This window comes from Actinomadura sp. NPDC047616, from assembly GCF_040642915.1.
GTDB lineage: Bacteria > Actinomycetota > Actinomycetes > Streptosporangiales > Streptosporangiaceae > Spirillospora > Spirillospora miaoliensis.
This window is the reverse complement of the sequence record NZ_JBEYTB010000001.1, coordinates 489,983-506,593: the sequence shown is the minus strand read 5'-3', so window position 1 is coordinate 506,593 and position 16,611 is coordinate 489,983. Positions and strand designations below refer to the sequence as shown.

15 protein-coding genes, 1 tRNA gene and 1 pseudogene are annotated in these 16,611 nt (G+C 71.4%); 14 read left to right on the top strand and 3 right to left on the bottom strand.

Translation table 11 applies throughout. The features are described from left to right. Window positions 1-212: 212 nt before the first annotated feature. The 4 genes and pseudogenes from gyrA to ABZ801_RS02475 all read left to right on the top strand — a co-directional run. On the top strand, window positions 213-2,726 hold the full coding sequence (gene gyrA, locus ABZ801_RS02490; RefSeq protein ID WP_344942232.1) for a DNA gyrase subunit A: 2,514 nt from the start codon (window positions 213-215) through the stop codon (window positions 2,724-2,726). Window positions 2,727-2,756: 30 nt separating this feature from the next. Next, on the top strand, window positions 2,757-3,626 hold the full coding sequence (locus ABZ801_RS02485) for a DUF3566 domain-containing protein (protein ID WP_360691754.1): 870 nt from the start codon (window positions 2,757-2,759) through the stop codon (window positions 3,624-3,626). Between the two features lie 90 nt (window positions 3,627-3,716). Continuing rightward, window positions 3,717-3,790 (top strand) — tRNA-Ile (locus tag ABZ801_RS02480). A 111-nt stretch (window positions 3,791-3,901) separates the two neighbouring features. Further along, window positions 3,902-4,159 (top strand): annotated as a pseudogene (locus tag ABZ801_RS02475) (zinc ribbon domain-containing protein); the annotation flags it as partial. A 177-nt stretch (window positions 4,160-4,336) separates the two neighbouring features. Here the strand turns inward: ABZ801_RS02475 and ABZ801_RS02470 are convergent. Next, window positions 4,337-4,798, bottom strand: coding sequence for a hypothetical protein (locus ABZ801_RS02470; RefSeq protein ID WP_360692718.1), 462 nt, complete (start codon window positions 4,796-4,798; stop codon window positions 4,337-4,339). Between the two features lie 85 nt (window positions 4,799-4,883). Here ABZ801_RS02470 and ABZ801_RS02465 point away from each other — a divergent pair, with 85 nt between their 5' ends. The 4 genes from ABZ801_RS02465 (at window position 4,884) to ABZ801_RS02450 (ending at window position 8,282) form a co-directional block, all read left to right on the top strand. Further along, window positions 4,884-5,969 carry a hypothetical protein gene (locus ABZ801_RS02465; RefSeq protein WP_360691751.1) on the top strand — a complete coding sequence of 362 codons (1,086 nt, stop codon included), beginning with the start codon at window positions 4,884-4,886 and terminating at the stop codon, window positions 5,967-5,969. A gap of 70 nt (window positions 5,970-6,039) precedes the next feature. Beyond that, window positions 6,040-6,417 (top strand): PadR family transcriptional regulator, encoded by a 378-nt coding sequence (locus tag ABZ801_RS02460; RefSeq protein ID WP_360691748.1) that lies wholly within the window; start codon window positions 6,040-6,042, stop codon window positions 6,415-6,417. After that, a complete protein-coding gene (locus ABZ801_RS02455) occupies window positions 6,414-7,469 on the top strand; it encodes a hypothetical protein (RefSeq protein ID WP_360691745.1) in 1,056 nt (351 codons plus the stop codon). Before ABZ801_RS02460 ends, ABZ801_RS02455 begins: the two co-directional genes overlap by 4 nt. A 153-nt stretch (window positions 7,470-7,622) precedes the next feature. Beyond that, window positions 7,623-8,282, top strand: coding sequence for a YdcF family protein (locus tag ABZ801_RS02450; protein ID WP_360691742.1), 660 nt, complete (start codon window positions 7,623-7,625; stop codon window positions 8,280-8,282). 99 nt (window positions 8,283-8,381) lie between these two features. Here ABZ801_RS02450 and ABZ801_RS02445 read toward each other — a convergent pair whose 3' ends face one another. Continuing rightward, on the bottom strand, window positions 8,382-8,885 hold the full coding sequence (locus ABZ801_RS02445) for an Lrp/AsnC family transcriptional regulator (RefSeq protein WP_360691739.1): 504 nt from the start codon (window positions 8,883-8,885) through the stop codon (window positions 8,382-8,384). A 112-nt stretch (window positions 8,886-8,997) separates the two neighbouring features. Between ABZ801_RS02445 and pdhA the strand changes: the two genes are divergently transcribed. The 3 genes from pdhA to ABZ801_RS02430 are packed head-to-tail and all read left to right on the top strand — an operon-like array spanning window position 8,998 to window position 12,559. Beyond that, on the top strand, window positions 8,998-10,107 hold the full coding sequence (pdhA, locus tag ABZ801_RS02440) for a pyruvate dehydrogenase (acetyl-transferring) E1 component subunit alpha (RefSeq protein ID WP_360691736.1): 1,110 nt from the start codon (window positions 8,998-9,000) through the stop codon (window positions 10,105-10,107). Further along, entirely contained in the window at window positions 10,104-11,120 is a 1,017-nt protein-coding gene (locus ABZ801_RS02435; RefSeq protein WP_360691733.1) for an alpha-ketoacid dehydrogenase subunit beta, read from the top strand. The genes pdhA and ABZ801_RS02435 overlap by 4 nt, the downstream gene beginning before the upstream one ends. Then, window positions 11,117-12,559 (top strand): dihydrolipoamide acetyltransferase family protein, encoded by a 1,443-nt coding sequence (locus ABZ801_RS02430; protein ID WP_360691730.1) that lies wholly within the window; start codon window positions 11,117-11,119, stop codon window positions 12,557-12,559. Before ABZ801_RS02435 ends, ABZ801_RS02430 begins: the two co-directional genes overlap by 4 nt. Here ABZ801_RS02430 and ABZ801_RS02425 read toward each other — a convergent pair. Further along, the gene (locus tag ABZ801_RS02425) at window positions 12,546-13,172 is read right to left on the bottom strand and encodes a TetR/AcrR family transcriptional regulator (protein WP_360691727.1); all 627 of its coding nucleotides are present in this window, start codon (window positions 13,170-13,172) and stop codon (window positions 12,546-12,548) included. The two genes, ABZ801_RS02430 and ABZ801_RS02425, sit on opposite strands and share 14 nt — an antisense overlap. A gap of 125 nt (window positions 13,173-13,297) precedes the next feature. Here ABZ801_RS02425 and paaZ point away from each other — a divergent pair, with 125 nt between their 5' ends. Genes paaZ through paaB form a run of 3 tightly spaced genes read left to right on the top strand, consistent with a single transcriptional unit; the run spans window position 13,298 to window position 16,607 of the window. Beyond that, a complete protein-coding gene (gene paaZ / locus ABZ801_RS02420) occupies window positions 13,298-15,352 on the top strand; it encodes a phenylacetic acid degradation bifunctional protein PaaZ (protein ID WP_360691724.1) in 2,055 nt (684 codons plus the stop codon). Next, window positions 15,352-16,308 carry a 1,2-phenylacetyl-CoA epoxidase subunit PaaA gene (gene paaA, locus ABZ801_RS02415; protein WP_360691721.1) on the top strand — a complete coding sequence of 319 codons (957 nt, stop codon included), beginning with the start codon at window positions 15,352-15,354 and terminating at the stop codon, window positions 16,306-16,308. Before paaZ ends, paaA begins: the two co-directional genes overlap by 1 nt. Beyond that, complete coding sequence (paaB, locus tag ABZ801_RS02410; RefSeq protein ID WP_344942203.1) at window positions 16,305-16,607, top strand: 1,2-phenylacetyl-CoA epoxidase subunit PaaB; 303 nt, start codon at window positions 16,305-16,307, stop codon at window positions 16,605-16,607. The genes paaA and paaB overlap by 4 nt, the downstream gene beginning before the upstream one ends. Window positions 16,608-16,611: the final 4 nt, after the last annotated feature.

Below are 16,611 nucleotides of genomic sequence, written 5' to 3'. Positions count from 1 at the left end.
CCCGGCCACACCCACGGCCGGACCGGCGCCCCGGAATCCGGCGCGGTGCCGCACGCGGAACGTCCGCGACGCGCGCGCGGCGGCGAGACCCGGGGCGGACGGACGACACAGGGGCCACGAACCTCGGGGGCAGGCGGCCCCGGGTCGGCGGCAGGCCGGGCGTGCGGGCCAGACGCCGACCGTACTTCACCCAGTAGAAGAGGTCTTAGACAGTGACGGACGTGACCACCGAAGGCGGGGGGCGGCCCGAGCGGATCGAGCCGGTCGACATCCAGGTCGAGATGCAGCGCAGCTATCTCGACTACGCGATGTCGGTCATCGTGTCCCGCGCGCTGCCCGAGGTCCGCGACGGACTCAAGCCGGTGCACCGGCGGGTGCTGTACGCGATGTACGACGGCGGCTACCGGCCCGACCGCGGCTACTTCAAGTGCGCCCGCGTCGTCGGCGACGTCATGGGGAACTACCACCCCCACGGCGACTCGGCCATCTACGACGCGCTGGTACGGCTGGCGCAGCCGTGGGCGATGCGCTACCCGCTGGTCGACGGCAACGGCAACTTCGGCTCGCGCGGCAACGACCCCGCCGCGGCCATGCGGTACACCGAGTGCCGCATGGCGCCGCTGGCGATGGAGCTGCTGCGCGACATCGACAAGGAGACCGTCGACTTCTCCCCCAACTACGACGGTCGCTCCGCCGAGCCGGACGTACTGCCGTCCCGCTACCCGAACCTCCTGGTCAACGGATCGGCGGGCATCGCGGTCGGGATGGCCACCAACATCCCCCCGCACAACCTGCGCGAGGTCGCCGACGGCGTCCAGTGGTACCTGGACCACTACGACGCCTCCGACGAGGAACTGCTCGAAGCGCTCATCCAGCGGATCAAGGGCCCCGACTTCCCCACCAGCGGCCTGATCGTCGGCCGCAAGGGCATCGAGGAGGCCTACCGCACCGGCCGCGGCTCCATCACCATGCGCGCCGTCGTCGAGGTCGAGGAGATCCAGGGCCGCACCTGCCTGGTCGTCACCGAGCTGCCCTACCAGGTCAACCCCGACAACCTCGCCCTCAAGATCGCCGAGCTGGTCAAGGACGGCAAGCTCGACGGCGTCGCCGACGTCCGCGACGAGACCTCCGGCCGCACCGGCCAGCGCCTGGTGATCGTGCTGAAGCGGGACGCGGTCGCCAAGGTCGTCCTGAACAACCTCTACAAGCACACCCAGCTGCAGGAGACGTTCGGCGCCAACATGCTGGCGCTGGTCGACGGGGTGCCGCGCACCCTGCGCCTCGACCAGTTCGTCCGGTACTGGGTGGCGCACCAGATCGACGTCATCGTCCGCCGCACCCGGTTCCTGCTGCGCAAGGCCGAGGAACGCGCCCACATCCTGCGCGCCCTGCTCAAGGCGCTCGACCGGATCGAAGAGGTCATCGCGCTGATCCGGCGCTCCCCCTCGGCGCAGGAGGCCCAGCGGGGCCTGATGAACCTGCTGGAGATCGACGAGGTCCAGGCGCAGGCCATCCTGGACATGCAGCTGCGCAAGCTGGCCGCCCTGGAACGCCAGCAGATCACCGACGAGTACGACCGGCTCATGGCCGAGATCGCCGACTACAACGACATCCTCGGCTCCCCCGAACGGCAGCGCCGGATCGTCGGCGAGGAACTGGCCCCGATCGTCGAGAAGTACGGCGACGAGCGGCGCACCGAGATCATCCCCTTCGACGGCGACGTGTCCTACGAGGACCTGATCGCCGAGGAGGACGTCGTCGTCACGATCACCCGCGGCGGCTACGCCAAGCGCACCAAGACCGACCTGTACCGCGCGCAGCGGCGGGGCGGCAAGGGCGTGCGCGGCGCGCAGCTCAAGCAGGACGACATCGTCGACCAGTTCTTCGTCACCACCACCCACCACTGGATCCTGTTCTTCACCAACAAGGGCCGCGTGTACCGGGCCAAGGCCTACGAGCTGCCCGAGGGCGGCCGCGACTCGCGCGGCCAGCACGTCGCCAACCTGCTGGCCTTCCAGCCGGACGAGCACATCGCCCAGGTCATGGACCTGCGCGACTACGACGTCGCGCCGTACCTGGTGCTGGCCACCAAGCAGGGCAAGGTCAAGAAGTCGCCGCTGCGCGACTTCGACTCGCCCCGCAGCGGCGGCATCATCGCCATCAACCTGGCCGAGGGCGACGAGGTGATCTCCGCCCGCCTGGTGGCGCCCGAGGACGACCTGCTGATGGTCTCCACCGGCGCGCAGGCCATCCGGTTCCACGCCGACGACGACTCGCTGCGCCCGATGGGCCGCGCCACCAGCGGCGTCATCGGCATGCGGTTCGACGGCGACCACGAGGTCCTCAACATGCTGGTCGTCCAGGACGAGACGCACGACGTCCTGGTGGCCACCGAAGGCGGCTACGCGAAGCGGACTCCTGTGGGCCAATACCCTGTCCAAGGTCGGGGTGGTAAGGGCGTGCTCACCGCTAAGATCGTGCAAACTCGCGGCAGGTTGGTCGGCGCACTGATGGTCGGCCCGGACGACGAGGTGTTCGCGATGACCTCCAACGGGGGCGTCATCCGCACCAGCGCGGCCGAGGTCAAGCAGTCGGGGCGGCAGACCATGGGCGTGCGCCTCATGAACCTCGCCGACGGGGACAGCGTCGTCGCGATCGCGCGGAACGTAGAGTCCATGGAGGACTCGGACGCCGACAACGGCGGCGAGGAGAGCGAGAGTGAGTGACGTCCGCAGGCCCGCAGCCCAGGAGGAGACGTGAGCACCCAGCCCGGTAAGCCCAAGGGGAAGGCATCCGGCTCCTCGCCCGGCTCCTCGTCCGCCTCCGGGGGCGGCAAGAAGACCTCGGCGGCCTCGTCCCGGTCCGACCGGGACGAGGCGACCGTGAACATCCCCGACGCCCCGGTGTCCGACGAGACCCGGCCGGACCTGCGCGCCGCCAAGGACGACACCAAGATCGCGCCGGTCACGGACGACACGACCGTCGACGGCTGGGCCAAGCCGGCCGAACCGGCCGGCTCGGTCTCCGCCGAGCGCACCGACCAGCCGACCGGCCGCCCCGCGGGCTCGGGCTTCACCGGCACCGCCGTCAAGGACCGTCAGGCGCCCGGCGCGGGCCCGGTAGCCACACCGGTGGCCGGCGCCGCCGCGGCCGGTGCACCCGGTGCGCCCGGTGCACCCGGGGCTCCGGGCGCGACGGCGCCCGGGCCGGGGGCACCCGCGTCGTCTTCGTCGTCCGCGTCGGGCCGCCCGTCCCGCAAGGCCCAGCTGCAGCTGTCGCGCCTCGAGCCGTGGTCGGTCATGAAGTTCAGCTTCATGATGTCGCTGGTCTGCTTCATCGTCCTGCTGGTCGCGGTGGTCGTCCTGTACGTGATCCTGTCCGGCCTGGGCGTGTTCTCGGCGATCAGCGACACGGTCAACGACCTGACCCGCCAGCAGGGCGAGACGACCGGCGGCCTGGACGCCGGCAGCTGGTTCTCCTTCGCCCGCATCTTCACCTACACGCTGCTGGTCGGCGCGCTGAACGTGCTGCTGATCACCGCCCTGTCCACGGTCGGCTCGGTCATCTACAACCTGGTCGCCGACCTGGTGGGAGGCGTGGAGGTCACCCTCAAGGAGGCCGAGTAGCGACGGGGTCCGCCGTCCGCCGAACTGATTACCGGTCGCACCGCGCGATGGGGTAGTCTCTCGGTACGCCGCAAGGACGGCGACCCCCTCGGGCGTATAGCTCAGTCGGTTAGAGCGCATCCCTGATAAGGATGAGGTCCGTGGTTCAAGTCCACGTACGCCCACTTTTGTCCATTTTGCCCGGATCTTGATCCGGGCATTTCCTTTTTCTGCCCGCCCCGCACAGCCCCGGTGAAATCCGGCCACCACCGGCGACGGGGCCATTTACCAGGGGCGTGGCTCGGAGCGGTACCGGCGGCGCATGGCGCGTCTGCGTGCCGAGTTACGAGCCAAGCGCACCAGATCCGTCAAGCGCAAGCTCAAGCGGCACGCGCGCCGGGAGGCCCGGCACGCCGCCTGCGTCAACCACAAGATCGCCAAGGCGGTGGTGGCCGGCTGGTGTACCGGTCATCGAGGTGGATGCGGCCCACACCTCCCAGACGTGTCCGCGCTGTCGGCACGTTCCCCGTGAAAACCGTCCCGATGACTTCGCGTGCGTTGTCTGCGGACTCGCTGGACCGGCCGACCACATCGCCGCCGTGAACGTCGCGAGACAGGCACGCGTGACGTGGGCCTCCAAGCTCCAAGTACGCCCCGCAAGGTGGGTCTGGGGCCGAACGGGGCTGTGCTGGTGGGGTGAGGGTGCGGCAGGGCGGTCAGGTGAGGGGGCTCTAGCCGATCGTGCGTTCCCAGAGGATTTCGACCTGTTTGGGGTCGTCCCGGTCGGCGAGGCAGTGGTAGCGGGTTCTGCCCGCCCCCATCCTGCCGAGATCGAGCGCGCCGACCGCCGCTGTGCTGACGGCCCGGTACTCGGCCCCGCCGGGACCGCTCACCTGGAGGTCGAGCCGGTAGACGCGGTCGTCGTTGACCAGGGCGGAGAGATCCTCCTGGCCGACGATCCGGGCCACGCAGGCGACGGCCCGGTCCCGGTCGACCGATGTCCGAGCGATCTCCTGTCCCAAGCGGGCCATCGCGTATGCCGCGCCGCTCATGCCCAGGGCCATCACGAGACCCACCGCGGCCGGGACGAGCAGGATCCGTTCCCGCTCCCGGCGGGCCGTTCGCAGTGCCCAGACCAGCAGGCCCGCGCCGACCAGAGCGAACAACCCGCACACGACAGCGCCGAAATACACGCGGCGACCCTAGACGAGTGATTCCTAATGATCACGATGTGGCCGACCCACTGCGGCATGCGAAGAGGGTGTCCAAGATCGTCTTGTGGAGAACAACCTGGACACCCTCGTGATCGCACTGTACGTCAAGATCGACGACGACGCGGCCGGGATCGCCCGGCTGCCCGGACGGCCGCCCAAGCTCAGCCATGCCGAGCTGCTCTGCCTGGCGGTCATGCAGGCCATGCTCGGGTTCACCTCCGAGGCCCGCTGGCTGCGTCATGTCCGCGTCCACCTGGGCCACCTGTTTCCGTTCGTGCCGCAGCAGCCCGGCTACAACAAGCGGCTGCGGGCCGCGCTGCCGCGGATCAAACGCATCATCCGCACCCTGGCGGCCGACACCGGTTTCTGGCACGACACCGTCTGGATCGCCGACCAGTGGATCGCGCATGATCCACGCACACGGTCGTGGTTCGTCACACGTGACGTCGCCGCGCGTCCGCGCAGCGGTGCCGACGAGGAGGTCTGGAGACGCGCCGGTTCTCCGCGTCGATGGCGTCTGAATCAGCAGGGTGTCAGCCAGTCGCCCATCGAGGGCCAGGATTTGGTGACGAACGGTGAATGGGCGGCGGCCGTCCCGGGGGACCCCGGTGGAAGGGGGCTCTATCTGGGTAACTGGTGGGCGAGCGTCCGGGACGTTCAGGGGTTGCCCGCCGATCCGGCCCGGCTCAGAGCAAGGATCGTTGCGAAGTCCGACGGCAGTAGGGACATGTTCGATCCCAGCACGTCGAAGAATCCGGACACGCTGGCATTCCAGGTCGGTGCGCGACTGCTGATGGATGTCCCGGTCGCCCCGAAGGTGCGCGCGGCGACGTATCGCATGCTCGCGGAACTCCCGAGGGTGCGATCGCTCGGCCGGTTGCGGGATCCGCTCGGCCGCCCGGGTGTCGGCGTCGCCATGACCGAAGCCGGGCCGGATGGCTCCACCGTGGAACGTCAGCTCATCATCGATCCCGGCACCGGCCTGCTGCTCGCGGACCAGAAGATGGTCGTCAGGCCCGGCGGAAGCGGGCTGCGACCCGGGTGGCGGGTGTCCTACTCCGCCCGGCAGGACGCCGGCTGGACGAACACCGAACCCGTCCTGCCGGAGATCAACTGTGCTGCCTCCTCGGCCCCGGCCCGATGCCGCTGAGGCGACGCCTAGCCCTTACGGCGGCATCCCGGCATTCCTTATAGTCAGATCATCGGTATATCATGATGACATGAGTAGGGCGATGCAGGAACCGACGTTCCTGATCCTGACCGCGCTGGCCGACGGCCCGCAGCACGGGTACGGGATCATCTCCGATGTCGAGCGGATATCCGCTGGCCGGACCCGGTTGCGCGCCGGCACGTTGTACGCCGCGTTGGACCGGTTGCAGGCCGAGAGGCTGATCGCTCCCGACCGCGAGGAGGTCGTGGACGGCCGGCTGCGGCGCTACTACCGGCTCACCGAGGACGGCGCCGCCGCGCTCGCCGCCGAGGTCGATGCGCTGCGTCGGCGGACGGAGGTCGCCGCCCGCCGCCTCGCCGCCTTCCGGCCCGTGGGCGGCGGCAGTGCCCCGGCGTTCGCGGCCCACTCCGCGGGAGGGCCCCGTTGAGAACGCTTGAGGACCGTTACCGCCGCCTGCTGGCCTGGTACCCCGCCGACCACCGGTCCGGGCATGAGGAGGAAATGCTGGAGGTGCTTCTGGCTGCCGCGCGTCCCGGACAGACCCGGCCGTCCTTCGCGGACGCCGCCGACCTGCTCTACGGGGCCGTCCGGATCCGGCTGCGCCGCGCCACCGGTGAGGCCACCGGATCCGCCTGGCCGAGAGCGCTCGCCATGGCCGGCTTCCTGGCGACGGTCCTGCTCGTGGCGGACGGCGTGCGGTTCCTCGTCAACGCGCCGCACGGGGCGCTGGACCTCATGGACAGGATGGGCTCGGGGGAGTCCTTGCCGTTCTTGCTCGCCTCCCACTTCGCTACCGGGCCGTACTGGGTGGCGTGGGCGGCCATCGCGGTTTCGGCCTGGCGCGGCCGGCGCCGTCCCGCGAGGCTGGCCGCCTGCGCGGTGACCGCCGTCCAGTTCGTCGTCGCGGTGTACGGGGCGGGATTTCATCATCTTCCGTGGGCGTGGCTGGCGACCTCATTGGCAGGGCCTTCGCTGCCGCTGGCGATGCTGGTCACCGCGTCCCTGGTCGCGTCCCCCGGCCCGCGCCACGGCGCCCGCCTGCTGGGCCGCCGCCGAGTCGCCGGTGCGGCGGCCATGGCGGTCGTGCTCGTCGCGTTCACTGCCCTCCCGCTGTTCACCCTGATCTCTCAAGGGAATCTCGGCCCGCTCAGGTATCACGACGTCGACCAGCTCGACTCCCTGCTCGTCGGGTGGGCCGACCTGCGACTGGCCGCTGTGATCACCACGGCCGTTCTGGGCGCCGCCGCCCTGTCGCGCACTCATGAGGGACGCCGGGGCTACGCGCTCCTGGCGCTCTTCGGTACGCCCCTCCTCGTTCGAGAGGCACTGACGGCCATGGACGCCTCCAGTTCCTCTGCGGCGCTCGCGCCTCTGCTGACGCAGGGGGTGGTCGGTTTCGCCCTGACGATGCTGTGCGTCCGTCTGATCGAACTGTCGTCCACGTACCGCAGGCGTGACCGCCAACGGATCCCAGCGTGATCAACGCCGGCACTGAACAGCTGCTGCCGGGGTGCTCGACGACCAGGTGGGCGGGGCCCTTGAAATGCTGGGCGACGCGTTCTTCGAGCCGGTCGGCCTGCCCGAACGGCCTTGAGGCAGGGCGGCGTTGAGGTGGCTGGAGGGTGGCCGGGCGTGAGCTTGCCTGAGGGGCTGCGGGCGGACGTTGAGGTGTTGTGGCGGTATCACGACATGGGGCATGGGGTGCGGCGTTGTGATGTTGCCATCGGGCTCGGGAGCCATGATCTGGGGGTGGCCACGTACGCGGCCGAGCTTTATCACCGGGGGATGGTGCCGCTGGTGGTGTTCACGGGGGCGAACGCGCCGACGACGGTGGGGCGGTTTCCGCGTGGGGAGGCCGTTCACTATCGGGAGCACGCTCTTGCGCTGGGGGTGCCGGACGAGGCGATCCTGGTCGAGCCGGAGGCGACGAACACCGGGCAGAACATCGCGTTGACGCGCAGGCTGCTCGACGGCAGGGGGATCGAGGTGCGGTCGGCCTTGTTGATCTGCCGTCCGTATCAGCAGCGGCGGGCCTATGCGACCGCGAAGAAGGTGTGGCCGGAGCTTGAGGTCGTGTGCGCGTCCCGGCCGCTGTCGCTTGACGAGTACGTCCGCGGCATCGGGGACGTGGATCGTGTGATCAACATGCTCGTCGGGGACACGCAGCGGGTGTGGCTGTACGCGGAGCGCGGGTTCGCCATCGCGCAGGACGTGCCCGCCGAGGTGTTGGGGGCGTATGAGCGGTTGGTGGCGGCGGGGTTCACCAGCAGGGTCGTCGACGGAGATCGCTGAGCTCGCCGTGCTGTGACGGCCGCGTTCCTTCACGCGGAGGATCTGCGGGTGGGAGGACGTCCGGCGGGCCGCCGTGTGGTCACCGTGTGGCGGTCGGTCTCAGCCGTTGGCTGAGGAGCCGGGGGCCTCTTCGAAGACGATCCAGGTGCGGGTGGAGCGGACGCCGTTGACCGCGTGGACTCCGGCGAGGACGACGTCGCGGAGGGTGGCGGTGTCGGGGGTGCGGACGAGCATGACCAGGTCGACGTCGCCGCCCACGAACGCCAGGTGCTGCACGTAGGGCACTTCGCGCAGGTTCACCGAGACGTCCCGCCAGGAGTGCTGGTCGATGTTCACCAGGACGTAGGCGGTGGTGCCGAGGCCGGCGCGGGCCGGGTCGATGCGGGCGGTGAAGCCGGTGATGACGCCTTCGGCGAGCAGGCGTTCCAGGCGGGCGTAGGCGTTGGAGCGGGAGACGCGGACGCGTTCGGCGAGGGCGCGGATGGACAGGCGGCCGTCGGCGGTCAGCTCGCGCAGGATCGCGCGGTCGACGTCGTCCAGCGGGGTCGCCGAATGTCCCGGGGGCGGGGTCGCCGGTGGGATGTTGAGGGACAGATGGTCCATGGTGGCCCCCTGGTTAAGCCGGATGTCCGGACTTTAGCGCGGTTCTTGAGACGTATGGCCGAACTAATCCATATTCCTCCCAAGAAGGCACGGACGAGGAGGTTGGTGCCGTATGTCGGATCGACGCCGTGAAGGCCCGGGGGCGCTGCTTCCGTCCGAGAGGCCGGTCCGGTTCCTGACCGACGGCGGGGCGCCCGCGCGCGGCCGTCCCGCGTATCCGGAGCCGAGCCCCGAACTGCTGCGCCGCGCGTACCGGCACATGGTCGTGGGGCGCCGGTTCGACACCCAGGCGACCGCGCTGACCAAGCAGGGGCGGCTGGCGGTGTACCCGTCGAGCAAGGGCCAGGAGGCGTGCCAGGTAGGGGCGGTGCTGGCCCTTGAGGAGGGCGACTGGCTGTTCCCCACGTACCGGGACTCGGTGGCCCTTGTGACCAAGGGCATCGAGCCTGTGGAGGTGCTGTCGCTCCTACGAGGGGACGCGCACTGCGGCTACGACCCGTACCGTCACCAGGTCGCTCCCCAGTGCACTCCCCTGGCGACGCAGACGATTCACGCCGCGGGCCTGGCGTATGCGGAGCTCCGTAAGGGGACGGGACGCATCGCGCTCGTGTGCGTGGGGGACGGGGCGACGAGTGAAGGCGACTTCCACGAGGCGCTGAATTTCGCCGCCGTGTTCAAGGCGCCGGTGGTGTTCCTCGTCCAGAACAACCAGTACGCCATCTCCGTGCCGCTGGAGCGGCAGACCGCTGCGCCGGCGCTGGCGTACAAGGGGGTCGGGTACGGGGTGCGTTCCGAGCAGGTCGACGGCAACGACGCCGTGGCCGTCCTGGCGGTGCTGTCCGCCGCCGCTGAGCACGCGCGTTCGGGCGGGGGGCCGTTCCTGGTGGAGGCCCACACGTACCGGATGGAGCCCCACACCAACGCGGACGACGCCACCCGGTACCGGGAGGAGAAGGAGGCCGAGCGCTGGCGTCGGCGTGACCCCGTCGCGCGGCTGGAGGCGTATCTGCGGCGGCGCGGCCATCTCACCGACGAGGACGTCACGGCGATCAACGCCGAGGCCGAGGAGTTCGCGGCCCGGGTGCGGGCCGAGTTGAACGCCGAGCCGCGGTTGGCGCCGCTGGGGCTGTTCGATCACGTCTATGGCACGCCCACGCCGCAGCTTGCCGAGCAACGCGAGGTCCTGGAGGCCGAACTGCAGGCCGAGGAGGCGCTGAGATGACGACGATCAGCATGGCGCAGGCGCTGAACGCCGCGTTGCGCGACGCCCTGGAGGACGACGAGCGCGTCCTGGTGTTCGGTGAGGACGTGGGTCCGCTGGGCGGGGTCTTCCGGATCACGGACGGTCTGACCGCCAGGTTCGGCGAGGACCGCTGCTTCGACACGCCGCTGGCCGAGTCGGGGATCGTGGGCTTCGCCGTGGGGATGGCCATGGGCGGGTTCCGGCCCGTGGTGGAGATGCAGTTCGACGCGTTCGCCTACCCGGCGTTCGAGCAGATCGCCTCGCATGTGGCGAAGATGCGCAACCGGACGCGGGGACGGGTGGCGCTGCCGATGGTCATCCGCATCCCGTACGGGGGCGGGATCGGCGGCGTCGAGCATCACAGCGACTCCAGTGAGGCGTACTACGCGCACACGCCCGGGTTGAAGGTCGTCACGCCCGCGACGGTGGACGACGCGTACTCGCTGCTGCGGGAGGCGATCGAGGATCCCGATCCGGTCATCTTCCTGGAGCCCAAGAAGCTGTACTGGTCGAAGGCGCCGGTGACCCTGCCGGTGCGCACGGAGCCGTTCGGCCGTGCGGTGGTGCGCCGTCCGGGCGGGGACGCGACGGTGGTCGCCTACGGGCCCGCCGTGCCGGTCGCGCTCGAAGCCGCCGAGGCGGCCGCCGAGGAGGGGTGGGACCTGGAGGTCGTCGACCTGCGGACGATCGTCCCGTTCGACGACGAGACGGTGACGGCGTCGGTGCGCCGGACCGGCCGTTGCGTGGTGGTGGCGGAGGCGGCCGGGTTCGCGGGGGTGGGCGCCGAGATCGCCGCCCGCGTCCAGGAGCGCTGCTTCCACAGCCTGCTGGCGCCGGTGCTGCGGGTGACCGGGCTGGACATCCCGTATCCGCCGCCGATGCTCGAACATCACCATCTGCCGGACGTCGACCGGATCCTGGACGCCCTCGACCGGCTGCAGCGCGACGACGAACCCGACGTCCGGTACCTGCCCGAGGCGGGTGCGGCATGACCGCGACGGCGACCGAGCAGGTGTTCCGCCTTCCCGACCTGGGGGAGGGGCTGACCGAGGCGGAGATCCTCCAGTGGCGGGTGTCGGTGGGGGACGTCGTCGCCGTCGACCAGGTCGTGGTGGAGGTCGAGACGGCCAAGGCGGCCGTCGACGTGCCCGTTCCGATCGCCGGGACGGTGGTGCGCCTGTACGGCGAGCCGGGCACGTCCGTCGCTGTGGGCGCCCCGTTGATCGCGGTGGCCGTCCCGGATGAGCGGTACCGGGAGGAAGAGCGCGCCGGGTCGGGCAACGTCCTCGTCGGGTACGGCACCGGTTCCTCCAAACGGTCCCGGCGCCGTCCCCGCGTCAAGCGACCCGGACCGGAGGCGTCGAGGCCCCTCACGGCCGCCCCGCCCGGGCCGGCGACCGTGAAGCCCGGGCCCGTCGGCGGTGCCCTCAAGGGCGGGGCCGCCGGTGCGGTGGTGCCGTCCGTGTCGACGTCCCGCCTGGCGGCCCTGCCGAGGGCTGAGGCGGACGCGGCGCTGAGGCTCGCGGGACGGGGCGCCGGGAAGGAGGTGCCGCGGGTCATCTCGCCGCTGGTGCGGCGGCTGGCGGAGGAGCACGGCATCGATCTCGCGCTGGTGACGCCCAGCGGGCCGCGTGGTGTCGTGCTCCGCCGGGACGTGGAGGCCGCCATCGCCGCGTCCGACGAGACCCACGCCCCCGACACGCCCGCCGCTGACGCGCCGGGCGCCGGGGAGGCGCCGCAGGTCGAGCGGGTGCCGCTGCAAGGGGTGCGGCGGGCCATCGCGGACAAGCTCTCGCGCAGCAGGCGGGAGATCCCCGACGCGACCACCTGGGTCGACGTGGACGCCACGGCGCTGGTGGAGCTCAAGGACGGCATCCGCCGGGCCTCCCCGGACGCCGGGATCGGCATGCTGGCGTTGCTGGCCCGGATCTGCGTCGCCGGGCTGCGGCGCTTCCCCGAGCTGAACGCCTACGTGGACGTCGAACGGCAGGAGATCGTGCGGCTGCCGTACGTCAACCTGGGGTTCGCCGCCCAGACCGACCGGGGGCTGGTGGTGCCGGTGGTGCACGACGCGCACCGGCTGACGCTGGCCGAACTGGCCGCCCGGCTCCGCGAGCTGACGGCGGCCGCGCGGGACGGCGGTCTGACGCCACGGCAGCTCACGGGCGGGACGTTCACGCTGAACAACTACGGCGTCTTCGGGGTGGACGGGTCAACGCCGATCATCAACCATCCCGAGGCGGCCATGCTCGGGGTCGGGCGGATCGCCGACCGGCCGTGGGGGTTCGAAGGGGAGGTGCGGCTGCGGAAGGTCGCGCAGCTGTCGTTCACGTTCGACCACCGCGTGTGCGACGGCGGCGTCGCCGGGGGCTTCCTGCGGTTCGTCGCCGACTGCGTGGAGCGGCCGGAGGTGCTGGTCACCCATCTGTAGGGCCGCCGCCGGAGCGGCGGACGCCGGTGAAGGCGATCTTGCAGACGGTGTCGGCGAGCTCGGCGGCGCTGCGGCGGCCCTGCGGGCGGTACCACTCGACCAGCGAGTTGACCATGCCGAACAGCAGCCGGCTGGTGATCGCCGGGTCGACGTCCGGGCGGATGTCGCCCTCGGCCGCGGCCTGCGCGACCAGGTCGGCCACCATCCGGTCGAACTCGCGGCGGCGGGCCATGGCGCGGCGCTCGACGGTGGTGTTGCCGCGCACCCGCAGCAGCAGGGTGACGAACGGCAGCCGGTCGACCAGGACGGTGACGCTGGCGCGCACGAGATGCTCCAGGCGGTCGACGGCGCGTCCGTCGACCGCCATGGCCTGCTCGGCGGCGGCGAACAGCCCGTCGAGGGCGCGGTCGACGGCGAGGCGCAGCAGTTCGTCCTTGCCGGACACGTGGTGGTAGATGGCGGACTTGCTGATGCCGAGCCGTTTGGACAGCTCGTCCATGCTGGTGCCGTCGTAGCCGCGCTCGTTGAACACCTTGACGGCGACCTGGAGCAGGGACTCCTTGTCGTAGCCGGGGCGTCCCCGCCGCGTCTGCCGTCCGTCCGCGGTGGTCACGCCGCTCAGTATCGCAGCGTTCCAGGGGTGCCGAGACCTGGCGGCGCTCCCCCGTCCGGAGTTACTATCCCAACTGAACGTCCGGTCGGTTATTCGGGTCGGAAGACGAGGTGAGGAGGCCCGCGATGGGCACGACGGCTCCGTTGCGCAGCTATGTTTCGGGGGCCTGGCAGGCGCCGCCGGACGAGGGCGTGCCGCTGCTGGACGCGGTGACCGGCGAGCAGGTCGCCCGGTTCTCCGCGACCGGGGTCGACCGCGCGGCCGCGCTGGAGCACGGGCGCCGGGTCGGCGGGCCAGCGCTGCGCGAGCTGACCTTCCACCAGCGCGCCCTGCTGCTCAAGCGGCTCGCCGCCCACCTGCGCGAGCACCGCCAGGAGCTGTACGAACTGTCGGCCCGCACCGGCGCCACGCTCGCCGACTCCAAGATCGACGTGGACGGCGGCCTCGGCGTGCTGTTCACCTACGCGAGCAAGGGCCGGCGTGAGCTGCCCAACGACACCGTGCTGGTGGAGGGCGACGTGGAGCCGCTGGGCAAGGGCGGCACGTTCGTCGGCCAGCACCTGTGCACGCCGCTGCGGGGCGTCGCCGTCCAGATCAACGCGTTCAACTTCCCCGTGTGGGGGCCGCTGGAGAAGTTCGCGCCCGCGTTCCTGGCGGGCATGCCGAGCCTGGTCAAGCCCGCGCCCCAGACCGCCTACCTCACCGCGCGGCTGGTCGAGCTGATCATCGAGTCGGGGATCCTGCCCGAGGGCACGCTGCAGCTGCTGTGCGGCGAGCCCGGCGACCTCCTCGACCACCTCACCGAGCAGGACCTGGTGGCGTTCACCGGATCGGCCGCCACGGCGCGGCTGCTGCGCACCCACCCGGTGATCGTCGGCCGGGCGGTGCGGTTCAACGCCGAGGCCGACTCGCTGAACTGCTCGATCCTCGGACCCGACGCCACGTCCGGCACACCGGAGTTCGACCTGTTCGTCAAGCAGCTGGTCGCCGAGATGACGGTGAAGGCGGGCCAGAAGTGCACCGCGATCCGCCGCGCGCTGGTGCCCGCCGACCGGATCGACGAGGTCGCCGAGGCGGTGCGGGCGCGGCTCGGCCGGGTGACGGTCGGCAACCCGGCCAACCCCGACGTGCGGATGGGCGCGCTGGCCACGCTGGAGCAGCGCGAGGAGGTACGGCGGGGCCTCAAGGCGCTGGCGGACGCGGGCCGGATCGTGTTCGGCGACCCCGAGCGCGTCGAGGTGGTCGACGCCGACGCCGAGCGCGGCGCGTTCATGTCGCCGGTCCTGCTGCGCGCCGACGACCCCGAGCGCGCCGAGCCGCACGAGGTGGAGGCGTTCGGGCCGGTGAGCACGCTGCTGCCGTACCGGGACGCCGACCACGCCGTCGAGCTGGCGGCGCGCGGGCGGGGCAGCCTGGCCGGGTCGGTGGTGAGCGCCGACCCCGGGTTCGTCCGGCACGTGGTGCTGGGCGCGGCGTCGTCGCACGGCCGGCTGCTGGTGCTGAACGCCGAGGACGCCGGCGAGTCGACCGGGCACGGCTCGCCGCTGCCGATGCTCGTGCACGGCGGGCCGGGACGCGCCGGGGGCGGCGAGGAGATGGGCGGCGTCCGCGGCGTCCTGCACCACATGCAGCGCACGGCCGTGCAGGCCGGGCCGTCCATGCTCAGCGCGCTGACCGGCCGGTGGGTGCCCGGGGCGCCGCGCACCGGCACGGACGTCCACCCGTTCCGCAAGCACCTGGAGGACCTGCGGGTCGGCGACACGGTCGTGGCGGGGCCGCGCACGGTGACGCTGGAGGACATCGAGCACTTCGCCGAGTTCACCGGCGACACCTTCTACGCCCACATGGACGAGGAGGCCGCCAAGCGCAACCCGTTCTTCGGCGGCCGCGTCGCGCACGGCTACCTGGTCGTGTCGTTCGCGGCGGGGCTGTTCGTCTCCCCCGAACCCGGCCCGGTGCTGGCCAACTACGGCCTGGAGAACCTGCGGTTCCTGGCACCGACGTTCCCCGGCGACGAGCTGACCGTCACGCTGACCGCCAAGCAGATCACGCCGCGCGAGGGCGCCGACTACGGCGAGGTCCGCTGGGACACCGAGGTCACCCGGCAGGACGGCGTCGCGGTCGCCGAGTACGACGTGCTGACCCTGGTGGCCAAGCGTCCCGAGGGAAAGGAGGGGTGATGGCCGAGGACGGCGAGCTGTCCGGCCACTTCGAGCGGACGATCGACCGCGACCAGCGGATCGAGCCGCGGGACTGGATGCCGGACGCCTACCGGGCGACGATGATCCGGCAGATCGCCCAGCACGCCCACTCGGAGATCATCGGCATGCAGCCGGAGGGCGCCTGGATCACCCGGGCGCCGTCGCTGCGGCGCAAGGCGATCCTGCTGGCCAAGGTGCAGGACGAGGCCGGGCACGGCCTGTACCTGTACGCGGCCGCCGAGACGCTGGGCGCCGACCGCGCGGACCTCACCGAACGGCTGATCTCCGGTGCGCAGAAGTACTCGTCGATCTTCAACTATCCGACGCTGACGTACGCCGACGTGGGCGTGATCGGCTGGCTGGTGGACGGCGCCGCCATCTGCAACCAGGTGCCGCTGTGCCGCAGCTCCTACGGGCCGTACGCGCGGGCGATGATCCGGATCTGCAAGGAGGAGTCCTTCCACCAGCGGCAGGGCTACGAGCTGCTGATGACGATGATGCGCGGCACCGGCGCGCAGCGGGAGATGGTGCAGGACGCGGTGGACCGCTGGTGGTGGCCGTCGCTGATGATGTTCGGCCCGCCGGACGCCGAGTCGCGCCACACCGCGCGCTCCATGGCCTGGAAGATCAAGCGGCACACCAACGACGAGCTGCGGCAGCGGTTCGTCGACATGACGGTGCCGCAGGCCGAGGCGCTCGGCGTCACCCTGCCCGACCCCGAGCTGCGCTGGAACCCCGAACGCGGCCACTACGACTTCGGCGAGGTGGACTGGGCCGAGTTCAGGCGCGTCGTCGGCGGCGACGGGCCGTGCAACGCCGAACGGATCGCGGTGCGCCGCGCCGCGCACGAGGACGGCGCGTGGGTGCGGGAGGCGGCCGCCGCCCACGCGGCCAAACGGGCACGGCGGTCTCGGCACGCGGAGGAGGCGGCATGACGGACGACGGTGCGGTGCGGGCGGAGTGGCCCCTGTACGAGGTGTTCGTCCGGGGCAAGCGCGGGCTGAACCACGTGCACGTCGGGTCGCTGCGCGCCGCCGACCCCGAGATGGCGCTGCGCAACGCCCGCGACCTGTACACGCGCCGCAACGAGGGCGTGAGCATCTGGGTGGTCGAGGCGGCGCACATCACCGCCTCCAGCCCGGACGAGAAGGACCCGTTCTTCGCCCCCAGCGGCGACAAGGTCTACCGGCATCCGACGTTCTACGAGATCCCCGAGAACGTCCCGCACATCTGAGGGG